This is a genomic window from Variovorax sp. DAIF25 (genome assembly GCF_050711835.1).
Classification (GTDB): Bacteria; Pseudomonadota; Gammaproteobacteria; order Burkholderiales; family Burkholderiaceae_C; genus Variovorax.
In genome coordinates, this window is sequence record NZ_CP136636.1 from 5,952,465 (window position 1) to 5,976,906 (window position 24,442).

Genomic DNA, 24,442 nt, shown 5'->3' on the forward strand with positions numbered 1-24,442 from the left:
GCCGGCCGGTGGCGTCAAATCGGCGCGCGCAGCAGCTTGATCAGCGCGGCCAGTTCCTCGCCGCCGAGCCCCGCGGCATCGGCGCGCTGGAACAGGCCGGCCGCGAAGGCCGGGAACTCGCTGTTGATGCCGCTCTCGCGCGCCGTCTGCAGGATGCGCTGCGTGGCCTCGACCGAGATCCGCATCGGGCTCTGCGAGATCTTGAAGTCGCCCGACTGGATGACCGCGCCCTCGTGCTGCAGGAAGCCCGCGAAGGTCGGCATGATGCCCGCGATGATGCGCCCGAACTCGGCCACGTCGAAGCCCTCCGACTCGGCCACGCGCGCGCCGTGCAGGAAGCCCAGCATCGTGCCGTAGATGGTCGAGAGCGTTGCGAGGTCCATGGCCGCGGCATTGCTGATCTTCTCGCCCAGGTAGACGATGCCGCCGCCGAGCACCGCGAGCAGCGGCTCGACGGCACGGAACACCGGCTCGTCGCCCGACATCAGGATCGGCGTGTCGCCCTGGCCCATCTGCTCGGGCGCGGCCTGGATCGCGCCCTCGAGGAAGGTGGCGCCGTGGCGCTGCGCCCAGGCCTGCGCATCGCGCGCATCCCGCGGGCTGCCGGTCGTGAGCTGCACCAGCAGCCGGCCGTCCATCGCGGCGGCCACGCCCTCGGCGCCGAGGATCGCATCGGCCGCGCGGTAGTCGTAGACGCACATCAGCACCACGCGGCTCGCGCGCACCGCGGCGGCGGCGCTGTCGGCCAGCACCGCGCCCTGGACGACCAGCGGCGCGGCCTTGTCGGCGCTGCGGTTCCAGACCGTGACTTCGTGGCCCTGTTCGAGGTAGAGGCGCGCGATGGTGGCGCCCATCGAACCGAGGCCGATGACGGTGATCTTCTGCTTGCTGCTCATGGGGTGTTCCGAAAAGGATTGACGATGGCTGCATGGTAGAAATCGCACCTCCCGATGGTCAAGTACCTACGATAAAGTGCGGTACTTACCAAAATGTCAGTATTGGAGAACGGCATGGCAGCGAAGAAGCCCTACGTCTGCGGCATCGGCCCCGCGTTCGAAGTCATCGGCGGCAAATGGAAGGCGCTGATTCTCTGGGAACTGCACCTGCAGCCGCGCCGCTTCGGCGAGCTGCGGCGCATGCTGCCGGGCATCAGCGAGAAGATGCTGATCCAGCAGCTGCGCGAGCTCGAGACCGACGGCATCGTCGCGCGCGAGGTGTTCCACGAGGTGCCGCCGCGCGTCGAGTATTCGGAGACCAAGCTGGGCGCCACGCTCAACGCGGCGCTCGGCCCGCTCGCCGATTGGGGCGACCGCTACGCCAAGCGCGTGGAGGCCGCGCGCAAGCAGTCGGAAGCGGCCAAGCAGGGCTGAGGGAGATCGGATGAGGACGACGCTGAACGACCCGGCGCGCCGCAACGCACTGGCCACGATGATCGCGATGGCCCTGCCCTGGGGCAGCGCGCGGGCCGACGCGGGCTGCGCGGCCGGCGCCCCTTATGCAGGCCCGCCGCGGCGTTCCGCGCCCGATGCCATCTGGCAGCGCGACTTCGGCCGCGCGATCGACGGCGAGCTGCCCGCCGACTTGCAGCAGAGCCTCGGCGATGCGCTCGACAGGATGCTGCAGCATGTGCCGGCCGCGAGCGTGGCGGTCGCGATGCCGGCGAAGGCAGCTGGCGGGCGACCCGCGGCCTGGCGCGCACCGAGCCGCGCGAGCCGGTGCGGCCCGACCAGGGCTTCCAGGTCGCGAGCACGGCCAAGACGCTGACCGCCGCGATCGTGCTGCAGCTCGTGGAGGAACGCCGGCTCGCGCTCGACGACAGCATCGCGCGCTGGTTCCCCGAGGCGCCCAACGCCGGGCTCGTCACCATCGAGCACCTGCTGCGCCACACCAGCGGCCTCGTGAGCTTCAATGCGCTGCCCGACTTCGGCACGAAGTACCGGCCGCCCGCGGAGATCATCGCGCTGGGCCTCGCGCAGAAGCCGCAGTTCTGCCCCGGCACGAACTGGAGCTACAGCAACACCGGCTACGCGATGCTCGGCACCATCGTCGAGCGACTCGAGGGCGCGTCCTTCGAGCAGGTGCTGGCGAAGCGGCTGATCGGCCCGCTCGCGCTGACTCACACCACGATGCGCCGGCCCGGCGTCGAATTGCCGGTGGTCAGCGGCCACGCGGCCGGCCGCCCGGTCGATGCGCCCGACCAGTACGCCACGCCCTATGCAGCGGGCGCGCTGGCCTCGACCGCGGGCGACCTCGTGCGCTTCTGGCATGCGCTGCTCGGCGGCCGCGTACTGCCGGTGGCCACGGTGCGGCGCATGTTCGGCGACATGCCCGCGATGCTCGGCCCCTACAGCGGCGGCAATGCCTCGTACGGCATGGGCGTGCAGCTCTACGACGTGCCCGACGGGCCGGGCCTGATGCTGGGCCACAGCGGCGGCATCGAGGGCTTCACGAGCGTGGTCGCCTACGTGCCGGCCGACGACCTCTACATCGCCGTGTCCTTCAACGAGAAGAAGGTGCCGGCCGAGGCCGGCCTGTGGTCGCTGCTGCGCGCGGTGCGGGCCTGGCGCGTGCTGCGCTGACCGCCCCGGGAGTCAAGCCGCCCAGTTCGTCTGGATCTCGGTCTTCACCTCGGTCATGAGCTTGTGCACCGGGCACTTGCCCGCCACGCGCAGCAGCTCGTCGCGCTGCGCGTCGCTGAGGTTGCCGCTCACGCGCAGCGTCGAGTCGAGCCGGTAGATGCCCTTGCGCTCCTCGCTGTCGTCGCGGTCGACCACGACCTCGATGTCCTCGACCGGGATGCCCTTGCGGCGCGCGTAGATCAGCACGGTGAGCGCCTTGCAGGCGGCCAGCGAGGCGTCGTAGAGGTCGTGCGGCTCGGGGCCCTCGTCGTTGCCGCCGCCGGCCGGCGAGGCATCGACCGCGATCTCGTGGTTGCGGATCTTGAGGATGTGGCGCGTGCCGGTGGTGCCGTCGCGGCGGATCGAGATGCTCATGGCGGTGTCCTTGGGTGGGAAGGGATTCGGGGAGCCAGCGGCTTCACGTAGAGGATGGTCGTGAAGCCGCTGTGCCATTCGAGGTCGGGATAGCGGTCGGCCTCGCGGTAACCGAGCGCGAGGTAGAAGCCCTGGCTCGCGGTGTTGAAGGTGTCGGTCTCGAGCCGCGCGAGTTCGACGCCGTCGGCGCGCATGCCGGCTTCGGCGAAGGCCATGAGCGCGCGCGCGATGCCCTTGCGCTGCTGCGCCGCGGGCACGTGCAGCGCCTGCACGAAGTCGCGCTGCCAGTGGACCATGCCGACCACCTCGCCGCCGATCTCGGCGACGAAGAACTCGGGCCCCATCTCGTCGATGTAGCCCACGGGCTCGCCGCTCTCGCGGTAGCCGCGCGCGGCCTCGGGCGTGAGCTGCGGCAGCCAGGTGCTCGCGAAGGTGTCGTCGAGGATGGCCTTGACGGCGTCGAAGTCGTCGAGACGCCAGGGGCGGATGGTGATCGGGTCTTGGGACATGGGCCGGCGATGGTAGCCGTGCCTTCAGCGGTCGGTGGCCAGCATCAGGGTTTCCTTGATCTCTTCCATCACGACGTAGCTGTGCGACTCGGCCGCCACCGGCAGCTTCTTGAGGATGTCGCCGAGCAGGTGGCGGTATTCGCTCATGCCGCTCAGGCGCGCCTTCACGAGGTAGTCGAAACTGCCCGACACCAGGTGGCATTCGAGCACCTCGGGCATGTGCAGCAGCTCCTGTTTGACCTTGTCGAACACGTCGCCCGACTTGGCCGAGAGCTTGATCTCGACGAACACCAGCAGCGTCTTGCCCAGCGCCTCGGGCGATACGCGCGCGTGGTAGCCGCTGATGACGCCGTCGCGCTCCATGCGCTTGACGCGCTCGGCGCAGGGCGAGGCCGACAGGCCGATGCGCTCGGCCAGTTCGGTCATGGAAATGCGGCCCTGGCGCTGCAGCAGGTCGAGGATCTTGCGGTCGATTCGGTCGAGCTCGGGCACTTTCACTCCGCGCGGCGCATAGGAAGGTTCTACACAGGGGATTCCGCTGCCGAACGCTTGAAAACAGTGGAATCCACTTCATTCTGACGCATAAATTCTCATCATTCCATTCGAATCAGCGGATACACCATGAAAGTCATCGTTCTGGGCGGCGGCGTGATCGGCACCACCACGGCCTACTACCTCGCGCGCTCGGGCGCCGACGTCACCCTGCTCGACCGGCAGGCCGGTCCGGCCGAGGAAACCAGCTTCGGCAACGCGGGCCAGGTGTCGCCCGGCTATTCCACGCCCTGGGCCGCGCCCGGCATTCCGCTGAAGGCGATCAAGTGGATGTTCCAGAAGCATGCGCCGCTGTCGATCCGCCCCGACGGCACGCTGTTCCAGCTGCGCTGGATGGCGCAGATGCTGCGCAACTGCTCGCCCGAGCGCTATGCGATCAACAAGGAACGCATGATGCGCGTGGCCGAGTACAGCCGCGGCTGCCTGCAGGCGCTGCGCGCCGAGACCGGCTTGCAGTACGAGCACCGCACCGGCGGCACCCTGCAGCTGTTTCGCACCCAGGCGCAGCTCGATGCGGTGCAGCGCGACATCGCGGTGCTCGAGGAATGCGGCGTGCCCTACGAACTGCTCGACCGCGATGCGCTGGCACGCGTCGAACCCGCGCTGGCCGGCGCGCGCGACCGCCTCACGGGCGGCCTGCGGCTGCCGAACGACGAGACCGGCGACTGCCACCTGTTCACGCGCGGCCTGGCCGAGATCGCACGCGGCCTGGGCGTGGACTTCCGCTTCGGCCAGGGCGTGGAGGCGCTCGAGACCGAGGGCGGCCGCATCAGCGGCGTGCGCACCACGGCCGGCAAGGTGCTCACGGCCGACCGCTACGTGATGGCCTTCGGCAGCTATTCGCGCGCGGCCATCGCCTCGCTGGGCCTCGACATTCCCGTCTACCCGGTCAAGGGCTACTCGCTCACGGTGCCGCTGGTCGACGAATCGCTGGCGCCGCAATCGACCGTGCTCGACGAGACCTACAAGGTGGCCGTCACGCGCTTCGACAACCGCATCCGCGTGGGCGGCATGGCCGAGCTCTCGGGCTTCGACCTGCGCCTGAACCCGCAGCGCCGCGCCACGCTCGAGAAGGTGGTGAGCGACCTGTTCCCGGGCGGCGACCTGCCGCGCGCGAGCTTCTGGACCGGCCTGCGCCCGATGACGCCCGACAGCACCCCGATCGTCGGCGCCACGCGCTACCCGAATCTGTTTCTCAACACCGGCCACGGCACCCTGGGCTGGACCATGGCCTGCGGCTCGGGCAAGCTGATCTCCGACATCGTGACCGGCCAGCGGCCCGAGATCCGGACCGACGGTCTCGCGATGGACCGTTACGAAGAGGGCCGTTCGCGCACCGCGCGGCCGAGCACCTCGCCGGCCACGGCCTGAATCAGGCCGCCTTCGCGACCGGCACCGCGGCCTCCATGCCGCGGTACACCTCGGCCTCGCCATGTCGCGCGAGCAGCTGCATCAGGTGCTTGCGGATCAGCATGCCGGGGCGGTCCGACTCCATCGAGTACTCGACGCCGCGCCGGCGCGTGTCGACCAGCGCATCGGGGTCGGTCGACTCGAGGATGTCCTTGTCCTCGCGCGTGATCTCGTCGTCGAAGGCGATCAGCATCGCGGCCGGGCAGTCGGCCTCGGTGTCGTTGCGGAACAGCCATTGGCACAGCTGCATGCGGTGGTCGTCGATCGGCGTGAAGCAGTTGATGATGATGTGGCGGATACCGCTCGGGTACTCGATGTCGAGGCGGCGCGAGAACGGCAGGAAATAGGCGTTGCGCATGTGGCGCGTGGTGATGGGATCGCTCACGCCGCTGATCGCATGGAATTTCGCGGGATTGTTCGCCTCGATGACGGTCTCCGCGTGGAAGCCCGCCTCGTTCTCCACCAGCTCGTACCTGCTCGGCTTCGGGCTCGCGGCCACGCCGAAGGTGGCGCGGTGCACGAAGCTGAAGTGCGAGTTGTCGAAGGAGTTCTCGAGCGCGCGCAGCGGGCTGGTCTGCCATTCCTCGTGGAACTGGAAGATGGTGCGGTAGCCCGGATCGTCGAACTCGGGAATCGCGGGGATGTCGGCGATCGGCTCCTCGAGCGCCACCCAGGCATAGCCATGGCGCGCCGTGCAGCGGTAGGCCGTGGTGCGGTAGTCGGGCGGGATCGGCCGCTCGGCCTCGTACTGCGGGATGCGGATGACCTGGCCGCCGCGGTCGTAGGTCCAGCCGTGGTAGCCGCACTGGATCGCGCCCTGCCCACAGGCCTGGCCCGCGCCGTCGACGCACCAGCCCTTGGAAAGCTTCGCGGTGCGGTGGCAGCAGCGGTCGCGCAGCGCGGCCGGCTGGCCCTCGGCATCGAGGAAGAGAACGATGTCCTCGCCGAGCAGCCGGAAGGGCTTGGGCCCCTGGGCCAGGTCGGCGAGCGGCATGACGGCATGCCAGAACTTGCGGAAGACGGGTTGACGGGTGACGAGCATGCGTGGGACTCCTTCTGCGTTGCATGTCCGCGCACGACCAGCGATGCGCGGGGACGAACCGAAGAGCAATTTCCCGTCGCGGCCGGCTTCGCCAGGGGGTGGGACGAAGGCCGGTGGACTGAACGCTTCTACTCTGCGCCTTGCCCGATGCAAGTTGCGCGCCCGCATTGTGTCGCGCGGGCGGTCCGCCGTCCGCAATGCCCGAGCGCGCCGCCTTGGCATGCGGCATGCATTCCACGTCGCCGAGAGTAGAAGCGTTCAGCGGCAGATGCACCATCGAAGTGCGCCGCCCGGAAATTGCTCTTGCAGCGCCCGCGCCATGGCCCGCCGCTCACGCGGTCATGATGCGGGCACCAGGACATCCGCCCCGAGACAACCGACACTGCCGCCCCACGGCAGCGAACGCACGCCTTCTTTCCACGCATGAACTCCAGCGAACTCAACCACCCCACCACCTATCCCGCCGAAACCGCGCTCGACGAACGCGACGGCCGCTACCTGCGCAAGGCCATCGTCTGGTCGCACCTCGCGCGCCGGCGCGGCAACCGGCCCTTCGGCTCGGTCATCGTCTCGGCCGCGGGCGAAGTGCTCTGCGAGGCCTACAACAACACCGGCGAGACCGGCGACTGCACCGGCCATGCCGAGACCAACGCGATCCGCGCGCTCGCGGGCCGCGGCATCTCGCGCGAGGAACTGGCCGGCGCCACGCTCTATGCCTCGGGCGAGCCCTGCGTGATGTGCGCGGGCGCGATCTTCTGGTCGAACATCGGCCGCGTGGTGTTCGGCATCGATGCCGAGCGGCTGCGCGTGTTCCGCGGCGAGCGGCAGGACCAGCGCGATGCCGAGCTGTCGTGCCGCGACGTGTTCCGCGCCTCGCCGCATCCGATCGAATGCATCGGCCCGGCGCTGATCGACGAGGCCAGCGCGGCGCACGACGGCGCCTGGAAGCGCTGACCCGCCGCCATAGACTCCCCGCATGCCCTGGCACGCCCGCCTCCATCTCTCCTACCGACACGAAGCCGACCGCACCGTCGCCCGCTTCCGCCACGACGGCCCGCTGCGCATCCTGCAGAGCCTCTACCCCGAGGGCGACACCGTCTGCCACAACGTGCTGGTGCATCCGCCGGGCGGGCTGGTGGGCGGCGACACGCTCGAGATCGAGGTCGAGGCCGCCGCCGGCAGCCATGGCCTGGTGACCACGCCCGGCGCCTCGCGCTTCTACCGCAGCGAGGGCGAGCGCGCGGTGCAGCGCACCCGGCTGCGGCTGGCGGCCGGCGCGCGGCTCGAATGGCTGCCGCTCGAGGCCATCTGCTACAGCGGCTGCGTGGCCGAGAACCGCATCGCCATCGAGGCCGAGCCCGGCGCCGAGATGATCGGCTGGGACGTGACGGCGCTGGGCCTGCCCCATGCGCGCCAGCCCTTCGAGCGCGGCAGCCTGCTGCAGCACATCGAGGCGCCCGGCGTATGGCTCGAGCGCGGCCGCATCGACGCGGCCGACCACCGGCTGCTGCAAAGCCCGCTGGGCCTGGGCGGCCACCGCTGCCTGGCCTCGCTGTTCTACGTGGCGGGCACGCCGGCCGCGCGCGCCCGGCGCGAGGCGCTGCTCGCGCTCGCGCGCGAACGCATCGAGGCCCAGGGCCTGGCCGACAGCGCCGGTGCCACCAGCCCGCATGCCGAGGTGGTGGTGCTGCGCGTGCTCGCACCGGTGGTCGAGCCCGCGATGCGGCTGCTGCGCGAGGTGTGGCAGGACTGGCGCGCCGAGCTGTGGTCGCTGCCGGCCGCCACGCCGCGCATCTGGTCGACCTGAAGTCCCCCGCCGTGGCGGCGGCACGAAGGCTTCGGCTACAGTCCCGCACCTCCCCGCCTCACGACCCGCCGCCAGAGTGACTCTCCGAACATCCGCTCGCAGCCTGGTCGTGCGCCTCCTCGTGATGGGGCTGGTGATGGCGATCGTCGGCACCGCCGCCAGCTACATCCAGCTCAGCCGCTTCCTGCGCGAGGACCTGACGCAATCGGTGGCCTCGCAGCAGACGGCACTGGCCGCCTACGTGGCGCGCGACGTCGACAACTACCTGGTGGAACGGCTCGCCTTCCTCGAGCGGCTGGCGCAGGCCGTGCCGCCCGAGCTGCTCGCGCAGCCCGCGCCGCTGCACGCCTGGCTCGCGGAGCGCGGCGCGCTGAACCCGCTGTTCCCGCTCGGCCTGGCGCTCGCCACGCCCGACGGCAGGCGGCTCGACCAGGACGGGCAGTTCGCGACCGAGGCGCTGGAATTCGCGGCCGCGCGCGCCGGCCGGCGCGCCGTGGGCCGGGCGCAGGCCACCGCGCAGCATCACGCGGCCCTGCCCATGGCCGTGCCGCTGCGCGACGGCCGCGGCGAGGTGGTGGCCGTGCTGCTCGGCACCGCCGACCTCACGGCCGACGGCCTGCTCGACCACCTGCTCGAGGGCCGCGTGGGGCAGGCCGGCGGCATCCTCGTGATCTCGCCGCGCGACCGGCTGTTCGTCGCCTCGACCGATGCGACGATGATGCTCACCCCCACCCCGCCCGACGGCGTGAACCCGTTGCACGACCGCGCGATGGCGGGCTACCGCGGCAGCGGCACGACGCGCAACGCGAGGGGCATCGACGAGATCTCGGCCATCGCCTCGGTGCCGACCACCGGCTGGTTCGTGGTGGCGCGGCTGCCGGTGTCGGAGGCGCTGGCACCGGTGGCGCGCATGCAGGCCTTCATCCTGCAGCAGCGCGCGCCGGCCGTGACGATGGTGCTGATCGTGATCGGCCTGACCATGACCTGGCTGCTGCGCCCGCTGCTGCGCGCCGCCGACCAGGCCGACCGCATGACGCGCGGCGAGCTGCCGCTGGCGCCGCTGCGCGTGGTGCGCGACGACGAGATCGGCCACCTGACGCAGGCCTTCAACCGGCTGCTGGCCAAGCTGGTCGACAACCAGCAGGCGCTGGCGCGGCTGGCCCACCACGACACGCTGACCGGCCTGCCCAACCGCAAGCTGCTCGACGAGCGGCTGCAGCAGGCGCTGGCCCAGGCCGCGCACCACGGGCAGCGCGTGGCGGTGCTCTACCTCGACCTCGACGGCTTCAAGCAGCTCAACGACACCCTGGGCCACGAGGCCGGCGACCTCGCACTGCGCGAGATCGCGCGCCGGCTGCAGGCGCTGGTGCCGCAGACCGGCACCGTGGCGCGCATCGGCGGCGACGAATTCGTGCTGCTCGCCGCCGGCCTCGCCGAGCCCGCGGAACAGGGCGCGCAGGTGCTGGCGCAGCGCTGCATCGCGGCGATCGCCGAGCCGCTGCAGCTGGCGCGCGCGAGCACGCTGATCGGCGTGTCGGTGGGCATCGCGCTGGGCAGCGGCGGCGAGCTGCCGCAGGATCTGCTCGCGGCCGCCGACCAGGCGATGTACCGCGCCAAGCAGGACACCCACGCCTCGACCGCGGCGCGCTGAGCGCGCCCGCGCCGCTCAGCCCTCGGTTCAGGCCGCCGCGTCGGTGCGCGGCAGCCTCAGGTGCTTCTTGAGGTGCTCGAACACCTGCCGCGTGACCGGGTTCACCACGTGGCTGCGCACGTAGAGGTGGTAGGCCAGGTCGGGCAGCCGCGGCATGCCGTCGCCCACGCCGAGCACGCGCAGGCCCGCGTCGAGCTGCTCCACGCCGCGCGCCGTCACGCCGAGCCCCGCGCGCAGCGCCGCCTTGATGCCGATCAGGCTCGAGGAGGTGTAGCGCGGCGTCCAGGCCACGCCGGCCGCGTCGAGCGCCTCGTGGCCGATGCGTCGGAAGATGCTGGGCCCGTCGGCCATGATCAGCGGCACCGGCTTCGCGCGGTCGTGCACGTAGCCCGCGGCGCACAGCCACACGGTCGGCGAGTTGCGCAGCACCACGCCCTCGAACTGGGTGTCGATGCGGTTCGAGATGATCATGTCGACCTCGCCGCGCTTGAGCGAGGTCATGAGGTAGGGGCTGCGCGCCACGTGGATGTCGAGCTGCAGCAGCGGCGAGGTCCGCGCCACCTCGGTCAGCAGCAGCGGCAGCATGGTCTCGGCCACGTCGTGCGGCGCGCCGATGCGCAGGTTGCCCTCGAGCTGGCCCTCGCGCAGGCTGCGCAGCGCCTCGTCGTTGAGCGCCAGCAGGTGGTGCGCGTAGTTGAGCAGGCGCTGGCCGTGCTCGGTCAGCCGCTTCTGCCGGCCCTGCTTCGCGAACAGCGGATGGCCGATCTGCTCTTCGAGCCGCTGCATCTGCTGCGTGACGGCCGACTGCGTGCGGTCCAGGTGCACCGCCGCGGCGGCGAAGCTGCGATGGGTGACGACGGCCGCGAGCGTGCGCAGCAGTTCGAGATCGAGCGTGGGCATCCATTAATTTTATTGATGTGTTTTGCGCCCGTGCTGGATTGTTCGGCGGCGCCGGGCTCACTACAGTGGCTGCACAGAAATCAGGCATCCCCACAGGAGAAACCGCATGAGCACCGCATCCGTCCCGCGCCGCGAGGCCGTCCAGAACGCCATCGGCCAGATGAAGAAAACCATCGACGGCGGTGAACCGACGCGCGAGAAGCTGGCCGAAGTACTCGAAGCACTGCAGGGCCTGGCGGCCCGCACCGAGTACTGGCAGGCCGGCGACTACCCGCCGCCCGAGCCCGGCGAGCACCAGGCGCGCTACCTGATCGCCGAGGACGCCGACCAGAGCTATGCGCTCTATCTCAACGTGATGCGCCCGGGCAAGCGCATCGTGCCGCACAACCACACGACCTGGGCCTGCATCGCCGCGGTGGAAGGCACCGAGCACAACCGCGTCTACCAGCGGCTGGACGACGGCTCGGTGCCCGGCGTGGGCCGGCTCGAGGAGACCGCGCTGGTGGTGGTCGCGCCCGGCGCCGGCATCGCGCTGATGCCCGAGGACATCCACTCGGTCGAGATCCAGGGCGAGCAGACCATCCGCCACCTGCACATGTACGGCCGCGCGCTCGAGACGCTGGACCGCCGCACCGCCTACGACCTCGCGGCCGGCACCTGCCAGACCATGGGCATCGGCGTGCAGACGCGGCGCTGAACCGGTTCCCTCGCTTCTTTCCTTTGCGCCTTCCCATGACCTCCATCGACCCGAAGACCCTCAAGCGCTGGCTGCACGACGGCGGCGAGATCGCGCTGCTCGACGTGCGCGAGCACGGCCAGTACGGCGAGTCACACCTGTTCTACGGCGTGCCGCTGCCCTTCAGCCGGCTCGAGCTCGATGCGCCGCGCCTGCTGCCGCGCCGCGGCGTGCGCGTCGTGACCTACGACGGCGGCGACGCGCAGAGCCGGGGTGTCGCGGAGCGCGCCGCCGAACGCCTGCGGGCGCTCGGCTACACCGAGGTGCACGTGCTCGAAGGCGGCACGCGCGCCTGGCAGGCCGCGGGCCATGCGCTGTTCGCGGGCGTGAACCTGCCCTCGAAGACCTTCGGCGAACTGGCCGAGGAGGCCTATCACACGCCGCGCATCGGCGCCGACGAACTCGCCGCCATGCTCGCGCGCCGCGACGACGTGGTGGTGCTCGACGGCCGGCCCGTGAGCGAGTTCTTCAAGATGAACATCCCGGGCGCGACCTGCTGCCCCAACGGCGAGCTCGCCTACCGCGTGCGCCGGCTCGTGCCCGATGCGCGCACGACCATCGTCGTCAACTGCGCGGGCCGCACGCGCAGCATCATCGGCGCGCAGACGCTGATCAACCTCGGCGTTCCGAACCCGGTCTATGCGCTGGAGAACGGCACCCAGGGCTGGTACCTGGCCGACCATGCGCTCGCGCACGGCGGCACCGAGCGCTATGCCGACGACAGCGGCAACTGCGAGCTGCGCGGCGCCGCGCAGGCACTGGCCGCGCGCTTCGGCGTGCCCACGGTCGATGCGCGCACGGTGCGCGACTGGGCCGGCGACGCGGGCCGCAGCCTGTTCCTGTGCGACGTGCGCACGCCCGAGGAGTTCGCGGCCGGCAGCCTGGCCGGCGCGCAGCACACGCCGGGCGGGCAGCTGCTGCAGGCGGCCGATCAATACCTGGGCGTGCGCGGCGCGCGGCTGGTGCTGTTCGACAGCGACGGCGTGCGCGCGCCCACGGTCGCGAGCTGGCTGCGCCAGATGGGCCACGACGCGAGCGTGCTCGAGGGCGGGCTCGCGAGCGGGTTGGCGCTCGAAGCGGTTGCCGCGCCCGCGCCGAAGCCGCTCGCCACGATCGATGCGCGTGCGCTGTCGGCGCGCGTTGCGAACGGCGAGGTCGCGCTGGTCGACCTGCGCCCGGGCATGGCGTTCCGCGCCGGCCACATCGCGGGCGCGCGCTGGTCGATCCGGCCACGGCTGGCCGACGACCTGCGCAGCGAGACGCGCCAGCTGGTGCTGGTGGCCGACGACCCGGCACTCGCCGCATGGGCCGCCGCCTCCGAGCTCGCGGACCACGCGGCGCCGCTGCTGCTCGAAGGCGGCATGGCCGCGTGGCGCGCCGCCGGGCTGCCGCTCGAGGCCACGCCCGCGCTGCCCGGCGATGCCGACTGCATCGACTACCTGTTCTTCGTGCACGACCGCCACGACGGCAACAAGGAGGCCGCGCGCCGCTACCTCGCCTGGGAGACCGGCCTGGTCGCGCAGCTCGACGCGCAGGAGCGCGCCGCCTTCCGATTGCCGGGCGCGCCGCAGGCCTAGCCCTCGAACCCTTCCCCGTCAGTCCACCGACCGCGGCTTCGCGCCACGGTCCGGCCTTCGCTCGTCCTCGTTCGTTCCGTCCAGGAGTTCACCATGTCGACTGCTTCCGGCCTTTCCACGCACCGTCCGTCCCGCATGCGCCGCGCGCGCTGGTTGTTCGCCGCCGCGTGGAGTGCGGCCCTCGCGCTGCAGGGCGCGGCGGCCGACCCGCTGCCCGCGCGCAACGGCTACCCCACGCAGGCGATCCGCTTCGTCTCGCCGTTCCCGCCCGGCGGCGGCAACGACGCCACCGCGCGCCTGGTGACCACGCGCCTGGCCGAGATCACGGGCCAGCCGGCCGTGGTCGACAACCGCGGCGGCGCGGGCGGCAACATCGGCGCCAAGGCGGTGGCCGATGCCAAGGCCGACGGCTACACCGTGCTGACCTCGCAGGTCTCGATCATGGCGGTGAACCCCGCGCTGTACGCGGCGCCGGGCTTCGACCCGGTCAAGAACTTCGTGCCGATCACGCAGATCAACGCGGCGCCGCTCGCGCTGGTGGTGGAGGCGAACTCGCCGCTCAAGTCCTTCGCCGACCTGGCCGCCAAGGCCAAGGCCAGCCCCGGCAAGCTCACCTATGCGACGCCCGGCAACGGCACGCTCTCGCACCTGGTCGGCGTGGTGCTGCAGAAGGACAACGGCGTCGACATGACGCACGTGCCCTACAAGGGCGCCGGCCCCGCGCTCACCGACCTGCTCGGCGGCCAGGTCGACGTGCTCGTGACCTCCACCGCCTCGGTCGCGGGCATGGTGCAGAACGGCAAGCTCCGGGTGCTGGCCGTGACCAGCCCGCGCCGCATCGGCGTGTTCGCGAAGGCGCCCACGCTCGAGGAACTGGGCTATGCCAACGCGCGCTTCGAGGACTGGTACGGCTTCTTCGCGCCGGCCGGCACGCCGCCCGAGCGCGTGGCCTATCTCAACGAGGCGATCGTGCGCACCCTGCACCTGCCCGAGGTGAACAAGCAGGTGACCGATGGCGGCAGCGAGGTGGTGGCGAACACGCCCGAGGCCTTCGCGGCGCAGCTGCGGCAGGACATCGAGCGCTGGTCGCGCATCGTCAAGCTGTCGGGCGCGCGCGCCGACTAGCATCGGCGACGTCACAACGAGACAAGACGCCCATGCCCGCCTCGCCCACCGACTCCTCCGGCCTGTCCCTCGAGACCCGCATCGCCCACCTGGGCAAGCACCCGGCCCATGCGGGCGGCGCGCCGGTCAACCCGCCGCTGGTGCGCGCGAGCACGGTGGTGTTCGACAGCGTGGCCGCGATGCGCGACGCCCGCGCGCGGCGCGGCGAGGAGCGCGTCTTCAGCTACGGCGCGCGCGGCACGCCCACCACCTTCGCGCTCGAGGATGCGGTGAGCGAGCTCGAGGGCGGCTACCGCACGCGGCTCTTCCCCACCGGCCTCGCGGCCATCGGCATGGTGCTGCTGTCCTACCTCAAGCCCGGCGACCACGTGCTGATGTCCGACAGCGTCTACGAGCCGGCGCGCCACCTGGTGCATTCCTTCCTCGATCCCTACGGCATCCGCTGCAGCTTCTTCGCGGCCGACGGCAGCGGCATCGAGGCGCTGTTCGAGCCCGCCACGCGGCTGGTCTACGCCGAGTGCCCGGGCTCGCTGGTCTACGAGATGTGCGACCTGCCCAAGCTGGCCGCGCTCGCGCATGCGCGCGGCGCGCTGCTGGCGGCCGACAACACCTGGGGCTCGGGCCTGCAGTACCGCCCGCTCGCGCTCGGCGCCGACATCTCGCTGATGGCCGCCACCAAGTACCTCTCGGGCCACTCCGACGTGATGATGGGCACGGTGGCCACCACGCGCGAGGCCTGGCGCGCGCTCAACGAGCGCTGCGACGCCTTCGGCATGACCGTGAGCCCCGACGACGCCTGGCTGGTGCTGCGCGGCATCCGCACGCTGTCGGCGCGGCTGCGCCTGCACGAGCAGCATGCGCTCGAGGTCGCGCACTGGCTGCAGGCGCGGCCTGAGGTCGCGACCGTGTTCTGCCCCGCGCTGCCCACGCATCCGGGCCACGATCTCTGGCGGCGCGACTGCAGCGGCACCAACGGGCTGCTGTCCTTCGAGCTGCGGCCCGAGATCGCGCCGGCCGCGGTCGAGCGGCTGGTCGACGCGCTCTCGCTGTTCGGGCGCGGCTCGTCCTGGGGCGGCTACGAGAGCCTCGTGGCCTGGGCCAACATGCGCGCGGCGCGCAGCGTGAGCGACTGGAGCGCGCGCGGCGCGGTGGTGCGGCTGCATGTCGGGCTCGAGGCGCCGGCCGACCTGGTGGCCGACCTCGGGCGCGGCTTCGCGGCGCTGCACGCCGCCTGAGAACGTGTTCAGGCCGGCAGCGGCGCGGCCTGCGCGCGCCGGGCCGCGCGCCGCAACCGGCCGCGCACCACGGCCGCGAGGCCGGCCGCCGCGAACACGCCCGCGGCACCCACCCACGGCAGCGAGCGCACCTTGTCGGCCGCCACCACCAGCGAGCCGAACCATGCGCCCAGCGCGATGCCGAAGTACATCGCCGAGGCATTGAGCGACAGCACCACCGACACCGCCTGCGGGGCCTGCTGCACCAAGGTGACCTGCTGCACCGGCGGGAACGACCAGCCCACCACGCCCCAGGCCATGATCAGCCCGAACACCAGGTAGACCGCGACCTGCGGCGGCGCCGCATGCGCGACCCAGGCCAGGCCGGCCTGCACCAGGCCCAGCACGGCCAGCGCCAGGCCGCCCACGCGCAGCGCGCCGAAGCGGTCCGCCATGTGGCCGCCGAGCAGGTTGCCGATGGCACCGCAGACGCCGAACGAGAGCAGCGCCAGCGCCACGCCGTCGTCCGACAGTCCCGCCACCAGCCGCAGCAGCGGCGACAGGTAGGTGTAGACGGCGAAGATGCCCGCGAAGCAGACCAGCGTGACGCCCAGCGTCATCAGCACGTCGGGCCGCGCGGCGATGCGCAGCCGCTCGCGCAGGCTGGGCACGGGCCAGGGCACGGTGAGCGGGCGCAGCCGGGTCAGGCCGAGCAGCGACACCAGCGACAGCAGGCCGATCATCCAGAAGGTGGCGCGCCAGCCGAAGCTGTTGCCGACCCAGGTGCCCAGCGGCACGCCGAGCACGGTTGCGGCCGTCATGCCCATGTAGAGCAGCGCCAGCGCCCGGCCGCGCCGCGACGGTTCGGACGAGGCGGCCGCGTACGAACCCGCCGCCGCCATGAACAGCCCCGCGAACAGCGCCAGCAACACGCGCGCGATCAAGAGCGCCGTGAAGCCCGGCGCGAGCGCGGCGATCACGTTGGCGACCGTGAAGCCGCCCATCGCCAGCTGCAGCTGCCGGCCGAACGGCCAGCTCGCGGTCAAGGTGGCCGTGACCGGCGCCGCGATCGCATAGGTGAAGGCGAAGGCCATCACCAGGTGGCCGGCCTGCGCGATGGTCACGTGCAGGTCGCGCGACACCGCGGGCAGGATGCCCGCGATCACGAAGCCCTCGGTGCCGATGGCGAACGCGCCCGCCATCAGCCAGATCAGTTTTGTCAGCATCCGTTACTTTCCGATTGGTTCAACGACTGTTGAACAAGGGCCGCGAGCGTACTGCGAAGCGCGCCTTTGTTCAATAACCGTTGAACTTCGAGGCCCTTGCGATCCTTCGGCTTAACGCGAAGGTGTCGCTGGGTTACCCTGCTGCGCCATGTCGACCCCCGAGCTCCCGCACCCGGCCACCGAAGACATCGACCTGTCGGCCGTCTACGACGCCCTGCGCGATGCCACGCGCCGCCGCATCCTGCTGCTGCTGGACGAGCACACCGAGCTCAACTGCTCGAGCTTCCTGGGGCTGGGATCGAAGTCGCGGCTGTCCTACCACCTGGCCCGGCTGCGCGAGTCGGGCCTGACGCAGACCCGCGCCGAGGGCACCGCGCGCTACATGCGGCTGCGGCGCGACGACCTCGCGCGGCGCTTCCCGGGCCTGCTCGACGCCATGATCACGGCCGCCCGCCAGGAGCGGCAGGACGCCCCGGCACCGCCGCCGGCACCCGCGCCAGCCACCGCCGGTCGCCGGGGCGTGAAAAAAGCCCCCGCACCGGGCAACAATTAGTGACCGTTTCTTAAGGCCAAAGGTTACATTCAGGCTCCAGCGCAGCGCATACCTGCCATGAACCGGATCGGCTTCTTCCAACGCACCACTTTCCTGCCGGGAAGCGCGCCCTCGCGCCCGGCGAGCTTCATTCCCTGGCTGATCGCGGTCCAGCTCTTCGTGCTCGTGCCGATGCTGGTCTTCAGCGTCTACGTCACCACGCGCATGGGCGACCAGGCCGAGGCCCGCGAGCGCCAGCTGCTGCTCGACAAGGCCAACAGCACCGCCGCCGCGATGGCGCGCGAAGCCGACCGCCTGCGCGCCGACGTGCACCAGCTTGCCACCCTGCCCGGCGCGGGCCAGCGTTTCGAGGTGCTGGCCTCGGGCGAGACCTCGGTCGCGCTCCATGCCCTCTACCGCCAGTACAACCCGAACGCGCTGGCCGATGCCGCGATCGCGCGCGCCAGCCTGCGGCCCGAGGGCTTCGGCGTGGTGCTGCGCGAACAGATCTGGCCCGAGGGCTGGATCGCCTCGCTGGTCGACGCCAGCGGCAAGGTGGTCGCGCGCTCGCGCGACGAGGACCGCTACCTCGGCCATCACGCCACGCCGCAGCTGCGGCAGAAGATCGCCGGCGCCGACCGCAGCGTCAGCAGCACGCTCACGCTCGACGGCCTGAAGGTGCTCTCCACCATCGCGCCGGTGCCCGGCACCGCCTGGTGGGTCGCGGTCGGCGTGCCCGAGGACACCCTGAACCGCAGCGCCCGCAACCCGCTGGCCTCGCTGCTCGGCATGGGCAGCTGCCTGATCGTGCTGGGCCTGGCCGCCTCGGCGCTGATCGCGCGCCGGCTCAACCGCGAATTCCGGCCCGCGTTCCTCAACGTGCCCGACGTGGTGGTGCCCAGCGCCACCGCGCGCGCGCTCACCGTGCCCGGCCCCGCGGCCGAGGCCATGCCCAAGCCCGGCGTGGCCGCCGAGGTGGCGCCCGCGCCCGAGGACATGGCGCACGACGACGCCACCGGCCTGCCGCTGCCCGAGGTCTTCCTCGCGCAGGTGCGGCAGGCACGCAGCGTGGCCGAGAACAGCCCCGGCTTCCTCTGGTGCGCGATCAGCGTCGAGCTCGGCGGCCTCGCCGCGGCGCGCGACCGCCTCGGCGAGGAAGCGGCCGAACGGCTGCTGCAGGCCTTCGTCGGCCGCATGCGTCGCTCGGTGCGGCCCGGCGACGCCTGCGGGCGCGTCGACGCCGACACCTTCGTCATCGTGCTGACCGGCCCGCGCGACGGGCTGGCGCAGGCCGCCGAACGCGTCGGCTCCTCGCTGGTGCGCGGTGCGCGGGCGCTCGGCCACGGGCTGGACTGCAAGGTCGGCTTCGCCATCGGCGATCCGGCGCGGCCGGTCACGGCGGTGCTCGAACAGGCCGCCCATGCGCGGCAGGAAGCGCGCATCGACGGCGCCAGCGCCACGCGCTGGTTCAACGTCATCGCCTGAGCCTCCCGGCCTCCTACGCCGGCTCGCGGCCGCCTTCCGGACGGCCCGCCGCCGCCTCGTGCGATCATGCCCCGCCGCGCACGGCGGCTTTTGATCCAGGAGGTATCCGGTTTTGGTTTCGACAGGCAGGAACTGGCGCAGGCACGCCGCGCCGCTCGTGGCACTGACGATGGCGCTGGCCATCGCGGGCTGCTCCACCCCATCCCCGGGCAACGCGCCCGTCGAGAAGAGCGATGCACGCGGTCCCGGCAACTACGTGGTGCAGCCGGGCGACACCCTGTACCGCATCGCCTCGAAGACCGGCCGCCGGATGCAGGACATCTCGCGCTGGAACGGCATCGACGACCCCGACAAGCTCGAGGTCGGCCAGGTGCTGCGCATCGTGCCGCCGGGCGGCGCGTCGGAACCGCCGCCGCGCACCACGGCAGGCGGCGAGCGCGAACCCTCGAAGCGGCCCGTGCCGCCGGCACCGCGCGAATCGGGCCCGCCGCCGTCGCGCGTCGGCACCGGCGACTGGGCCTGGCCCGCGCAGGGCCAGGTGATCGCCGGCTTCAACGGCGGCAGCAACAAGGGCGTCGACATCGCCGGCAAGCTCGGCGAACCGGTGGTCGCCGCGACCAGGGGCGTGGTCACGGTCAGCGAGACCCTGCGCGGCTACGGCAACGTGCTCATGATCGACCACGGCAGTTCGCGCATGACGGTCTACACCCACCTGAGCACCGCGCTCGTGAAGAAGGGCCAGACCGTGCAGAAGGGCCAGCAGATCGCCGAGATGGGCAATACCGACGCGGACCGGGTCAAGCTGCATTTCGAGGTTCGCGTGGGCGGGCGCGCGGTCGATCCGCGGTCCTTCCTGGCCGACGGGCGATAGCCCCCGGCTGACGACGGATCCCGCGATCCCCACCGGAATTGGGTGGACTTCGCGAATTGGGATTTCCGATCGCGCCGAACGCGATCGCCTCAATATCCCTGGCGGAGTTCTTTGCACCCGCCCAATTGCAGACTCGAAGATCGGCGGCGAATGCCGCGCCGCACAATGCAAGCCATACGCGGGTGCGATGAAGTCGAATGCATTCATCGATCGCGCACGCTATTGGCGCACAGTCCGCGCCACGACTGCCACCGGCCGGATTTCCAATGCACCAGTCGATGCTTTGGCAAACCCGGGACGAGACCCGAATCCCCAATTCCCGAAATGGAACCCGGAATTCCGGTTCCCAATCAGATAAAGTCGGCGGGCCGGATCCGAAGCCGGCACGGATTGGCGATCGGCCAACGGATGCTTTTTTTGTAGACCACCTGTCGGCGACCTGTCCTGATTTCGATCTTGCGACAATTGCTGACAACGAAAAATGCGTTCGCGGCCTAATCTCGCCAGCTCTCCTCTCTCTTCACTCCAATACAAAGCATCTCCATGGCCAAGACATTCCAACAGGTCCAGAAGCAAATCGAACAACTCCAGAAAGAAGCGGATCAGCTTCGCAAGAAGGAAGCGGACGGCGTTCTCGAACGCATCCGCGAAGCCATCGAGGTGTATGGCTTCACGGCCGCCGAACTGGGTTTCGGTCGCTCGCCGGGCCGCCCGGCCGCCGCGGCGAAGCCCGCCGCGCGCAAGGGCCGCAAGGGTCGCAAGGCTACCGCGGGCAATGCGCCCAAGTTCCGGGACGACCAGGGCAATGTGTGGAGTGGCCGTGGTCCGCGTCCCGGCTGGTTCAAGGCCGCGCTCGAAGCGGGCAAGTCGCCCGACGAACTGCTCGCGAAATAAAGCGGCGGTCTTCGGGAGGCCCTGCTACCACCAGCGCGCCATCCCGACCTCCGCTTCGGCGTTTTCGAATTGCACATGCGGCCCTTGCGGCCGCATGTCTTTTTTTGGGCTGACCTGAATTGCGCAGCGACGCAGAGGCATCGATCGACGGTCTGTCTTCTCGTCGGCACCACGCCGGATACGAACCGGCGTTGGCCTCAATTGAGCATCGCCCGAAGAGTCCCTGCGTCAGCGGGAATTGCGAGATCGCTACGCCCCGGCGCGCGGCGTCGCCGACGGCAACTCGCCGAACAGCGCCTTGTAGCGCTGCGAGAAATGGCTCAATTGATGAAAGCCCTGCGCCTCGGCCGCCTGCGACACGCTCAGTTGCGCGGTCGATGTGGCCAGCAGGCGACCGCGCACCGCATTGAGCCGCAGGCTGCGCAGGTAATGCACCGGCGTCGTGTCGGCCATCTGCCGGAAGCCGTTCTGCAGGCTGCGCCGGCTGGTGCGCAGGCGCCGGCACAGCGCCTCGATGTCGGGCGGCGCGGCACCGCTGGCGGCCACGATGCGATGGCACTCCGAGACGATGAAGCTGGCCGAACTGCCGGCCACGCCCGGCGGCGCACCGGCCGCGCCCTCGAGCACGGCATGCAATGCCTCGAAGGCGATGCGCGCGGCGGCCTCCTCGCCCGCGGTATCGCCGCCCTGCACCAGCCCCAGCAAGGCGCGCCGCAATCGCGCCACGGCTTCGGCCGGCGCGCGCAGCACCGGCTGCGACAGCAGGCGCAGCGCCTGCGGCGGCAACGGCCGCGCATCGAGCAGGCGGCGGAACTGCTCGGCCCCGAAGGTCACGGCCAGCAGCTCCATGCCGCGCGGGCGCTGCAAGGTGAAGTCGTCGCCCGCGCGCAGCAGGAACAGGCTGTGGTCCTCGAGCGCGCGGCCCTGCACGCGCGGAATGCCCGCGCCCTGGCCGTTGCCGACCGCGAAGCACAACCGTCCCGCGGGCAGGCAGCCCTGCTGCACCACGCGCTCGCTCATCCACTTGCGGAACACATGCACCCCGCCCGAGACCGCCTCGGCCAGCGTGCTGCGCATCACGCCCTGCGACAGCTGCAGGTAGCGCTGCTGCCATTCGGGCGCGGAGGCGCCATGCAGGTGGAAGTCGTCGAACAGGTCGAGGGTGAGGGCCATGCGTGGGCAAGGGGGCGGTGGATTGCCAGCGTACGCCGGCCTGCGCATTTTGCCGATTTGGGTTAACGAGCGTTCGGCCTCCCGCCGGACACTGCCGGCCTCCCTGGAGTCCGACCATGGCTACAACGCTTGCATCGCACGGCCGCAAGGCCTTCACCACGGCGCTGGTCGCCTGCGCGGCAGCGCTTGCCGGCTGCGGCACGGCGCCGAACGCCCTTCCCTCTTTTCCCTCCTTTCCCTCTTCTTCTTCCAACCAGAGCAGACCCATGACCGAGGAACAGACCAAGCAAGCCGTGCAAGGCGACTGGATCAGCATCGCGCCCGAAGTCCGGCCCAGCGCCGCGAAGAATGCCGACGGCACGCTCAAGCCCTTCTACCTGAGGCGCGCCTTCAAGGCCCTGCCCGACGACCGCTTCGAGCTCGCCATCGTCAATTCGGCCGACCCGAATGGCGCCGTGCCGCTCGCGCGCATCCTCATCAAGGGCCACATGCTGTGGCGCGGCGCGCACCCGATCGCGGCCGGCGCGCAGAAGGTGGACTTCGTGGCCGACGAGGCCTACGAGGTCACGCCGCTGATCCAGGGCTTCGCCGACCTGCTGAACCAGGTGGCGAGCCAGGGCTATGCGAAGTGGGAGCTCAACGGCACGCAGAGCGTGTTCGGCAAGAGCTTCGCGCCCTTCGGCCTGGCCGCGGGCCGCCACTTCATGGAGTACGACCTCGTCTACCTGCGCGGCGACATGCTGTTCTGGGGCGCGCGCCACATCGACGGCCGCGGCTTCGACACCGAGCAGAACCGGCCGACCAACCTGCAGATCCCGCTGGTGCGCCCCTGATCAGCGCGCGAGCGTGGCCTCGATGAAGGCCACGGCGCGCGCCAGTCCCTGCTCGGCGCGCATGCGCTCGCCGAGTTCGCGCGCCCGCGAGCGCACCGCCGCGTCGTCGGTCCAGGCGATGCCGCGCGCCAGGTCCCGGGCCGTGAGCCGCGTGCCGGCCACCGCCTCGGGCGCCACGCCGGCACGCATGAGCTGATGGGCCCAGAAGAACTGGTCGCCCGCGAACGGCACCACCACCGAGGGCACGCCCGCGCGCGCCGCCGAATGCGTGGTGCCCGAGCCACCGTGGTGCACCACCGCCGCCATGCGCGCGAACAGCCAGTCGTGCGGCACGTCGCCCACCGCGTGGAAGTTGGCCGGCAGCTCCTGCACCGCCATGCCGCTCCAGCCCGGGTTGAACACCGTGCGCCGGCCCGCCATCGCCTCGACCAGGGTCGCGCGCATGCGCACCGCATCGAAGCCCGTCATGCTGCCGAAGCCCAGGTAGACCGGCGCTTCGCCCGCGTCGAGAAAGGCCTGCAGCGCCGCGGGCACCTGCCACGCGCTGGCGGGCGGCATCCACTGGCCGAAGGCCACCGCGTTGCCGGGCCAGTCGGCCGGGCGCGGCAGCAGGCTCGGCGAGAAGCCGTAGAGCATCGGGTGCCCGTCCCACATCTTCCCGCGTGCCGGCAGGCCGCAGACCTCGGCACGCGCCGCATTGATCGCCGGGCGGAAGGCACGCCACAGCATGGCATTGACGAAGCGATGGCTGGTGCGGTGCAGCCAGCGCGGCACCTTCGCGGGCGGCACGAAGGGCGTGGCGAAATCGCGCGTGGGCGTGAGCGGGAACATCCCCGCGCCGATCACCGGCACGCGCAACGCATCGCCGGCCGAGAGCCCGACGAAGGCCGCGAGGCCCGCCGACACGATGGCGTCGCAGCCGCGCGCCGCCTCGACGGTCTGCCGCAGCCAGGTTGCGGCATTGGCATTGGCGATGGCCGCGAGCGCCTTCGCGGCCGCGCCCGGGTTGTGGCTCTGCGCCACCACGTTGGCGATCGCGCCGCTCGCGCCCAGCGCGCCCTGGATGTCGCCGGCCAGCGCCTGCGAGCGCACGCCCAGGCGCTGCGCGGTGCCGAGCGTGGAGGCATCGGCCAGCAGCAAGGTCGAATGGCCGGCCGCGTCGAGCGCATGGCACAGCGCGGCGAGCGGACGCGCATCGCCCTCGGTGCCGTAGGTGACGACCGCGATCTTCATGCGCGCTTCCTCCTCGCGGGCCTGCCGGCGGCGCGCGTGCCGTCGACGAAGACCGCGACGATCGCCGCGAACTCCTCGCCCAGCACCAGGCCCGGCACGGTGAGCCAGCGCATCAGCGCGCCGAAGTACAGGTGGTGCAGCAGCTGCGCGAGATGCTCGGGCGCGAGGTCGGCGCGCAGGCTGCCTTCGTGCTGCGCCTCGCGGATCAGCAGCGCGAACAGCCCGATCAGGTCGCGCGGCCGGCCCTCGGGATCGCCACCGCCGTCGATCTCGGACTCGATGTTGAGGAAGCGAAAGCGGAAGTAGTCGAGCAGGTAGGCGCGATGGCGCTGCGACCATGCGGCCGAGGCCTCGAGCAGGCGCGCGAGCCGCGCCTCGAAGCCGCCGGGCGCGCCGACCAGCTCGGCCAGCCGCGCGGTATCGGCCGCGAGCGCCATGTGGACCCAGTGCGCGAGCACCGCTTCCTTGGTCGCGAAGTGGTTGTAGAGCGTGCCCTTGGCCACGTCGGCCTGCAGCGCGATCTGCTCCATCGTGGTGGCGTCGTAGCCCTGGGTCTCGAACAGCCGCATGGCGGTGGTCGCCACGTGGTCGAGCGTCTGCGCGCGCCGCCGCTCGCGGCGGCCGGGGATCTCCGGGACTGGCAAGGCGAAGCCTTCAAAGTTGAACGTCGTTCAAGTTT

The 24,442-nt window shown here is 71.3% G+C and carries 26 protein-coding genes; 16 read left to right on the forward strand and 10 right to left on the reverse strand.

Features of this window, described 5'->3' with window-relative positions; translation table 11 throughout:
• Positions 1-14: 14 nt before the first annotated feature.
• Positions 15-896, reverse strand: coding sequence for an NAD(P)-dependent oxidoreductase (locus R0232_RS27450; protein WP_431510139.1), 882 nt, complete (start codon positions 894-896; stop codon positions 15-17).
• Positions 897-1,010: 114 nt separating this feature from the next.
• Here R0232_RS27450 and R0232_RS27455 point away from each other — a divergent pair, with 114 nt between their 5' ends.
• Genes R0232_RS27455 through R0232_RS27465 form a run of 3 tightly spaced genes read left to right on the forward strand, consistent with a single transcriptional unit; the run spans position 1,011 to position 2,579 of the window.
• Complete coding sequence (locus R0232_RS27455) at positions 1,011-1,370, forward strand: winged helix-turn-helix transcriptional regulator (RefSeq protein ID WP_296784523.1); 360 nt, start codon at positions 1,011-1,013, stop codon at positions 1,368-1,370.
• Positions 1,371-1,380: 10 nt separating this feature from the next.
• Positions 1,381-1,764, forward strand: a complete 384-nt coding sequence (locus tag R0232_RS27460) for a hypothetical protein (RefSeq protein WP_431510140.1) — start codon at positions 1,381-1,383, stop codon at positions 1,762-1,764.
• Positions 1,716-2,579 carry a serine hydrolase domain-containing protein gene (locus R0232_RS27465; protein WP_431510141.1) on the forward strand — a complete coding sequence of 288 codons (864 nt, stop codon included), beginning with the start codon at positions 1,716-1,718 and terminating at the stop codon, positions 2,577-2,579. Before R0232_RS27460 ends, R0232_RS27465 begins: the two co-directional genes overlap by 49 nt.
• Positions 2,580-2,591: 12 nt before the next feature.
• On the opposite strand, the gene R0232_RS27470 is transcribed toward R0232_RS27465, so the two are convergent.
• The 3 genes from R0232_RS27470 to R0232_RS27480 are packed head-to-tail and all read right to left on the reverse strand — an operon-like array spanning position 2,592 to position 3,994.
• Positions 2,592-2,993, reverse strand: a complete 402-nt coding sequence (locus R0232_RS27470) for an OsmC family protein (RefSeq protein WP_431510142.1) — start codon at positions 2,991-2,993, stop codon at positions 2,592-2,594.
• Positions 2,990-3,502 (reverse strand): N-acetyltransferase family protein, encoded by a 513-nt coding sequence (locus tag R0232_RS27475; RefSeq protein ID WP_431510143.1) that lies wholly within the window; start codon positions 3,500-3,502, stop codon positions 2,990-2,992. Before R0232_RS27475 ends, R0232_RS27470 begins: the two co-directional genes overlap by 4 nt.
• A gap of 24 nt (positions 3,503-3,526) precedes the next feature.
• A complete protein-coding gene (locus R0232_RS27480) occupies positions 3,527-3,994 on the reverse strand; it encodes a winged helix-turn-helix transcriptional regulator (RefSeq protein ID WP_203202414.1) in 468 nt (155 codons plus the stop codon).
• A gap of 129 nt (positions 3,995-4,123) precedes the next feature.
• Here R0232_RS27480 and R0232_RS27485 point away from each other — a divergent pair, with 129 nt between their 5' ends.
• On the forward strand, positions 4,124-5,425 hold the full coding sequence (locus R0232_RS27485) for a D-amino acid dehydrogenase (RefSeq protein ID WP_431510144.1): 1,302 nt from the start codon (positions 4,124-4,126) through the stop codon (positions 5,423-5,425).
• A gap of 1 nt (position 5,426) precedes the next feature.
• Here the strand turns inward: R0232_RS27485 and R0232_RS27490 are convergent, their stop codons facing one another.
• Positions 5,427-6,506 carry a Rieske 2Fe-2S domain-containing protein gene (locus R0232_RS27490; protein ID WP_431510145.1) on the reverse strand — a complete coding sequence of 360 codons (1,080 nt, stop codon included), beginning with the start codon at positions 6,504-6,506 and terminating at the stop codon, positions 5,427-5,429.
• Positions 6,507-6,929: 423 nt separating this feature from the next.
• Here R0232_RS27490 and R0232_RS27495 point away from each other — a divergent pair, with 423 nt between their 5' ends.
• The 3 genes from R0232_RS27495 to R0232_RS27505 all read left to right on the forward strand — a co-directional run bounded on the left by R0232_RS27495 (position 6,930) and on the right by R0232_RS27505 (position 9,964).
• Entirely contained in the window at positions 6,930-7,460 is a 531-nt protein-coding gene (locus R0232_RS27495) for a nucleoside deaminase (RefSeq protein ID WP_431510146.1), read from the forward strand.
• A 22-nt stretch (positions 7,461-7,482) separates the two neighbouring features.
• Positions 7,483-8,313 carry an urease accessory protein UreD gene (locus tag R0232_RS27500; protein ID WP_431510147.1) on the forward strand — a complete coding sequence of 277 codons (831 nt, stop codon included), beginning with the start codon at positions 7,483-7,485 and terminating at the stop codon, positions 8,311-8,313.
• 109 nt (positions 8,314-8,422) lie between these two features.
• Positions 8,423-9,964 (forward strand): diguanylate cyclase domain-containing protein, encoded by a 1,542-nt coding sequence (locus R0232_RS27505; protein WP_431510148.1) that lies wholly within the window; start codon positions 8,423-8,425, stop codon positions 9,962-9,964.
• A 27-nt stretch (positions 9,965-9,991) separates the two neighbouring features.
• On the opposite strand, the gene R0232_RS27510 is transcribed toward R0232_RS27505, so the two are convergent.
• Entirely contained in the window at positions 9,992-10,864 is an 873-nt protein-coding gene (locus R0232_RS27510) for a LysR substrate-binding domain-containing protein (RefSeq protein ID WP_395350588.1), read from the reverse strand.
• A gap of 106 nt (positions 10,865-10,970) precedes the next feature.
• On the opposite strand from R0232_RS27510, the gene R0232_RS27515 reads away from it, so the two are divergent.
• The 4 genes from R0232_RS27515 (at position 10,971) to metC (ending at position 15,537) form a co-directional block, all read left to right on the forward strand.
• Entirely contained in the window at positions 10,971-11,561 is a 591-nt protein-coding gene (locus R0232_RS27515) for a hypothetical protein (RefSeq protein ID WP_431510149.1), read from the forward strand.
• Between the two features lie 35 nt (positions 11,562-11,596).
• Positions 11,597-13,177, forward strand: coding sequence for a rhodanese-like domain-containing protein (locus R0232_RS27520; RefSeq protein ID WP_431510150.1), 1,581 nt, complete (start codon positions 11,597-11,599; stop codon positions 13,175-13,177).
• 135 nt (positions 13,178-13,312) lie between these two features.
• The gene (locus R0232_RS27525) at positions 13,313-14,302 is read left to right on the forward strand and encodes a Bug family tripartite tricarboxylate transporter substrate binding protein (protein WP_431512932.1); all 990 of its coding nucleotides are present in this window, start codon (positions 13,313-13,315) and stop codon (positions 14,300-14,302) included.
• Positions 14,303-14,334: 32 nt separating this feature from the next.
• Complete coding sequence (gene metC, locus R0232_RS27530; protein WP_431510151.1) at positions 14,335-15,537, forward strand: cystathionine beta-lyase; 1,203 nt, start codon at positions 14,335-14,337, stop codon at positions 15,535-15,537.
• Between the two features lie 8 nt (positions 15,538-15,545).
• Here the strand turns inward: metC and R0232_RS27535 are convergent, their stop codons facing one another.
• Positions 15,546-16,742 (reverse strand): MFS transporter, encoded by a 1,197-nt coding sequence (locus R0232_RS27535; RefSeq protein ID WP_431510152.1) that lies wholly within the window; start codon positions 16,740-16,742, stop codon positions 15,546-15,548.
• A 148-nt stretch (positions 16,743-16,890) separates the two neighbouring features.
• On the opposite strand from R0232_RS27535, the gene R0232_RS27540 reads away from it, so the two are divergent.
• From R0232_RS27540 to R0232_RS27555, 4 genes are all read left to right on the forward strand, one after another.
• A complete protein-coding gene (locus R0232_RS27540) occupies positions 16,891-17,295 on the forward strand; it encodes an ArsR/SmtB family transcription factor (RefSeq protein WP_208510167.1) in 405 nt (134 codons plus the stop codon).
• A 57-nt stretch (positions 17,296-17,352) separates the two neighbouring features.
• Positions 17,353-18,759: a sensor domain-containing diguanylate cyclase gene (locus R0232_RS27545; RefSeq protein ID WP_431510153.1), complete on the forward strand. Its 1,407-nt coding sequence runs from the start codon at positions 17,353-17,355 to the stop codon at positions 18,757-18,759.
• Between the two features lie 157 nt (positions 18,760-18,916).
• A complete protein-coding gene (locus R0232_RS27550; RefSeq protein ID WP_431510154.1) occupies positions 18,917-19,630 on the forward strand; it encodes a peptidoglycan DD-metalloendopeptidase family protein in 714 nt (237 codons plus the stop codon).
• 543 nt (positions 19,631-20,173) lie between these two features.
• The gene (locus tag R0232_RS27555) at positions 20,174-20,524 is read left to right on the forward strand and encodes an H-NS family nucleoid-associated regulatory protein (protein ID WP_431510155.1); all 351 of its coding nucleotides are present in this window, start codon (positions 20,174-20,176) and stop codon (positions 20,522-20,524) included.
• Between the two features lie 249 nt (positions 20,525-20,773).
• On the opposite strand, the gene R0232_RS27560 is transcribed toward R0232_RS27555, so the two are convergent.
• Positions 20,774-21,697 (reverse strand): helix-turn-helix domain-containing protein, encoded by a 924-nt coding sequence (locus R0232_RS27560; RefSeq protein WP_431510156.1) that lies wholly within the window; start codon positions 21,695-21,697, stop codon positions 20,774-20,776.
• A 116-nt stretch (positions 21,698-21,813) separates the two neighbouring features.
• Between R0232_RS27560 and R0232_RS27565 the strand changes: the two genes are divergently transcribed.
• Positions 21,814-22,530 carry a hypothetical protein gene (locus R0232_RS27565; protein ID WP_431510157.1) on the forward strand — a complete coding sequence of 239 codons (717 nt, stop codon included), beginning with the start codon at positions 21,814-21,816 and terminating at the stop codon, positions 22,528-22,530.
• Here R0232_RS27565 and R0232_RS27570 read toward each other — a convergent pair whose 3' ends face one another.
• Both R0232_RS27570 and R0232_RS27575 read right to left on the reverse strand, forming a co-directional pair.
• Positions 22,531-23,763: a glycosyltransferase gene (locus R0232_RS27570; RefSeq protein WP_431510158.1), complete on the reverse strand. Its 1,233-nt coding sequence runs from the start codon at positions 23,761-23,763 to the stop codon at positions 22,531-22,533.
• A complete protein-coding gene (locus R0232_RS27575; protein ID WP_281078252.1) occupies positions 23,760-24,407 on the reverse strand; it encodes a TetR/AcrR family transcriptional regulator in 648 nt (215 codons plus the stop codon). The genes R0232_RS27570 and R0232_RS27575 overlap by 4 nt, the downstream gene beginning before the upstream one ends.
• Positions 24,408-24,442 lie beyond the last annotated feature (35 nt).

Bases quoted from the DNA above. Each gene is read 5' to 3' on its own strand.
- R0232_RS27450 (WP_431510139.1), bottom strand. From the start codon at position 896: ATGAGCAGCAAGCAGAAGATCACCGTCATCGGCCTCGGTTCGATGGGC.
- R0232_RS27455 (WP_296784523.1), top strand. From the start codon at position 1,011: ATGGCAGCGAAGAAGCCCTACGTCTGCGGCATCGGCCCCGCGTTCGAA.
- R0232_RS27460 (WP_431510140.1), top strand. From the start codon at position 1,381: ATGAGGACGACGCTGAACGACCCGGCGCGCCGCAACGCACTGGCCACG.
- R0232_RS27470 (WP_431510142.1), bottom strand. From the start codon at position 2,993: ATGAGCATCTCGATCCGCCGCGACGGCACCACCGGCACGCGCCACATC.
- R0232_RS27475 (WP_431510143.1), bottom strand. From the start codon at position 3,502: ATGTCCCAAGACCCGATCACCATCCGCCCCTGGCGTCTCGACGACTTC.
- R0232_RS27485 (WP_431510144.1), top strand. From the start codon at position 4,124: ATGAAAGTCATCGTTCTGGGCGGCGGCGTGATCGGCACCACCACGGCC.
- R0232_RS27490 (WP_431510145.1), bottom strand. From the start codon at position 6,506: ATGCTCGTCACCCGTCAACCCGTCTTCCGCAAGTTCTGGCATGCCGTC.
- R0232_RS27495 (WP_431510146.1), top strand. From the start codon at position 6,930: ATGAACTCCAGCGAACTCAACCACCCCACCACCTATCCCGCCGAAACC.
- R0232_RS27500 (WP_431510147.1), top strand. From the start codon at position 7,483: ATGCCCTGGCACGCCCGCCTCCATCTCTCCTACCGACACGAAGCCGAC.
- R0232_RS27510 (WP_395350588.1), bottom strand. From the start codon at position 10,864: ATGCCCACGCTCGATCTCGAACTGCTGCGCACGCTCGCGGCCGTCGTC.
- R0232_RS27515 (WP_431510149.1), top strand. From the start codon at position 10,971: ATGAGCACCGCATCCGTCCCGCGCCGCGAGGCCGTCCAGAACGCCATC.
- R0232_RS27520 (WP_431510150.1), top strand. From the start codon at position 11,597: ATGACCTCCATCGACCCGAAGACCCTCAAGCGCTGGCTGCACGACGGC.
- R0232_RS27525 (WP_431512932.1), top strand. From the start codon at position 13,313: ATGCGCCGCGCGCGCTGGTTGTTCGCCGCCGCGTGGAGTGCGGCCCTC.
- metC (WP_431510151.1), top strand. From the start codon at position 14,335: ATGCCCGCCTCGCCCACCGACTCCTCCGGCCTGTCCCTCGAGACCCGC.
- R0232_RS27535 (WP_431510152.1), bottom strand. From the start codon at position 16,742: ATGCTGACAAAACTGATCTGGCTGATGGCGGGCGCGTTCGCCATCGGC.
- R0232_RS27540 (WP_208510167.1), top strand. From the start codon at position 16,891: ATGTCGACCCCCGAGCTCCCGCACCCGGCCACCGAAGACATCGACCTG.
- R0232_RS27545 (WP_431510153.1), top strand. From the start codon at position 17,353: ATGAACCGGATCGGCTTCTTCCAACGCACCACTTTCCTGCCGGGAAGC.
- R0232_RS27555 (WP_431510155.1), top strand. From the start codon at position 20,174: ATGGCCAAGACATTCCAACAGGTCCAGAAGCAAATCGAACAACTCCAG.
- R0232_RS27560 (WP_431510156.1), bottom strand. From the start codon at position 21,697: ATGGCCCTCACCCTCGACCTGTTCGACGACTTCCACCTGCATGGCGCC.
- R0232_RS27565 (WP_431510157.1), top strand. From the start codon at position 21,814: ATGGCTACAACGCTTGCATCGCACGGCCGCAAGGCCTTCACCACGGCG.
- R0232_RS27570 (WP_431510158.1), bottom strand. From the start codon at position 23,763: ATGAAGATCGCGGTCGTCACCTACGGCACCGAGGGCGATGCGCGTCCG.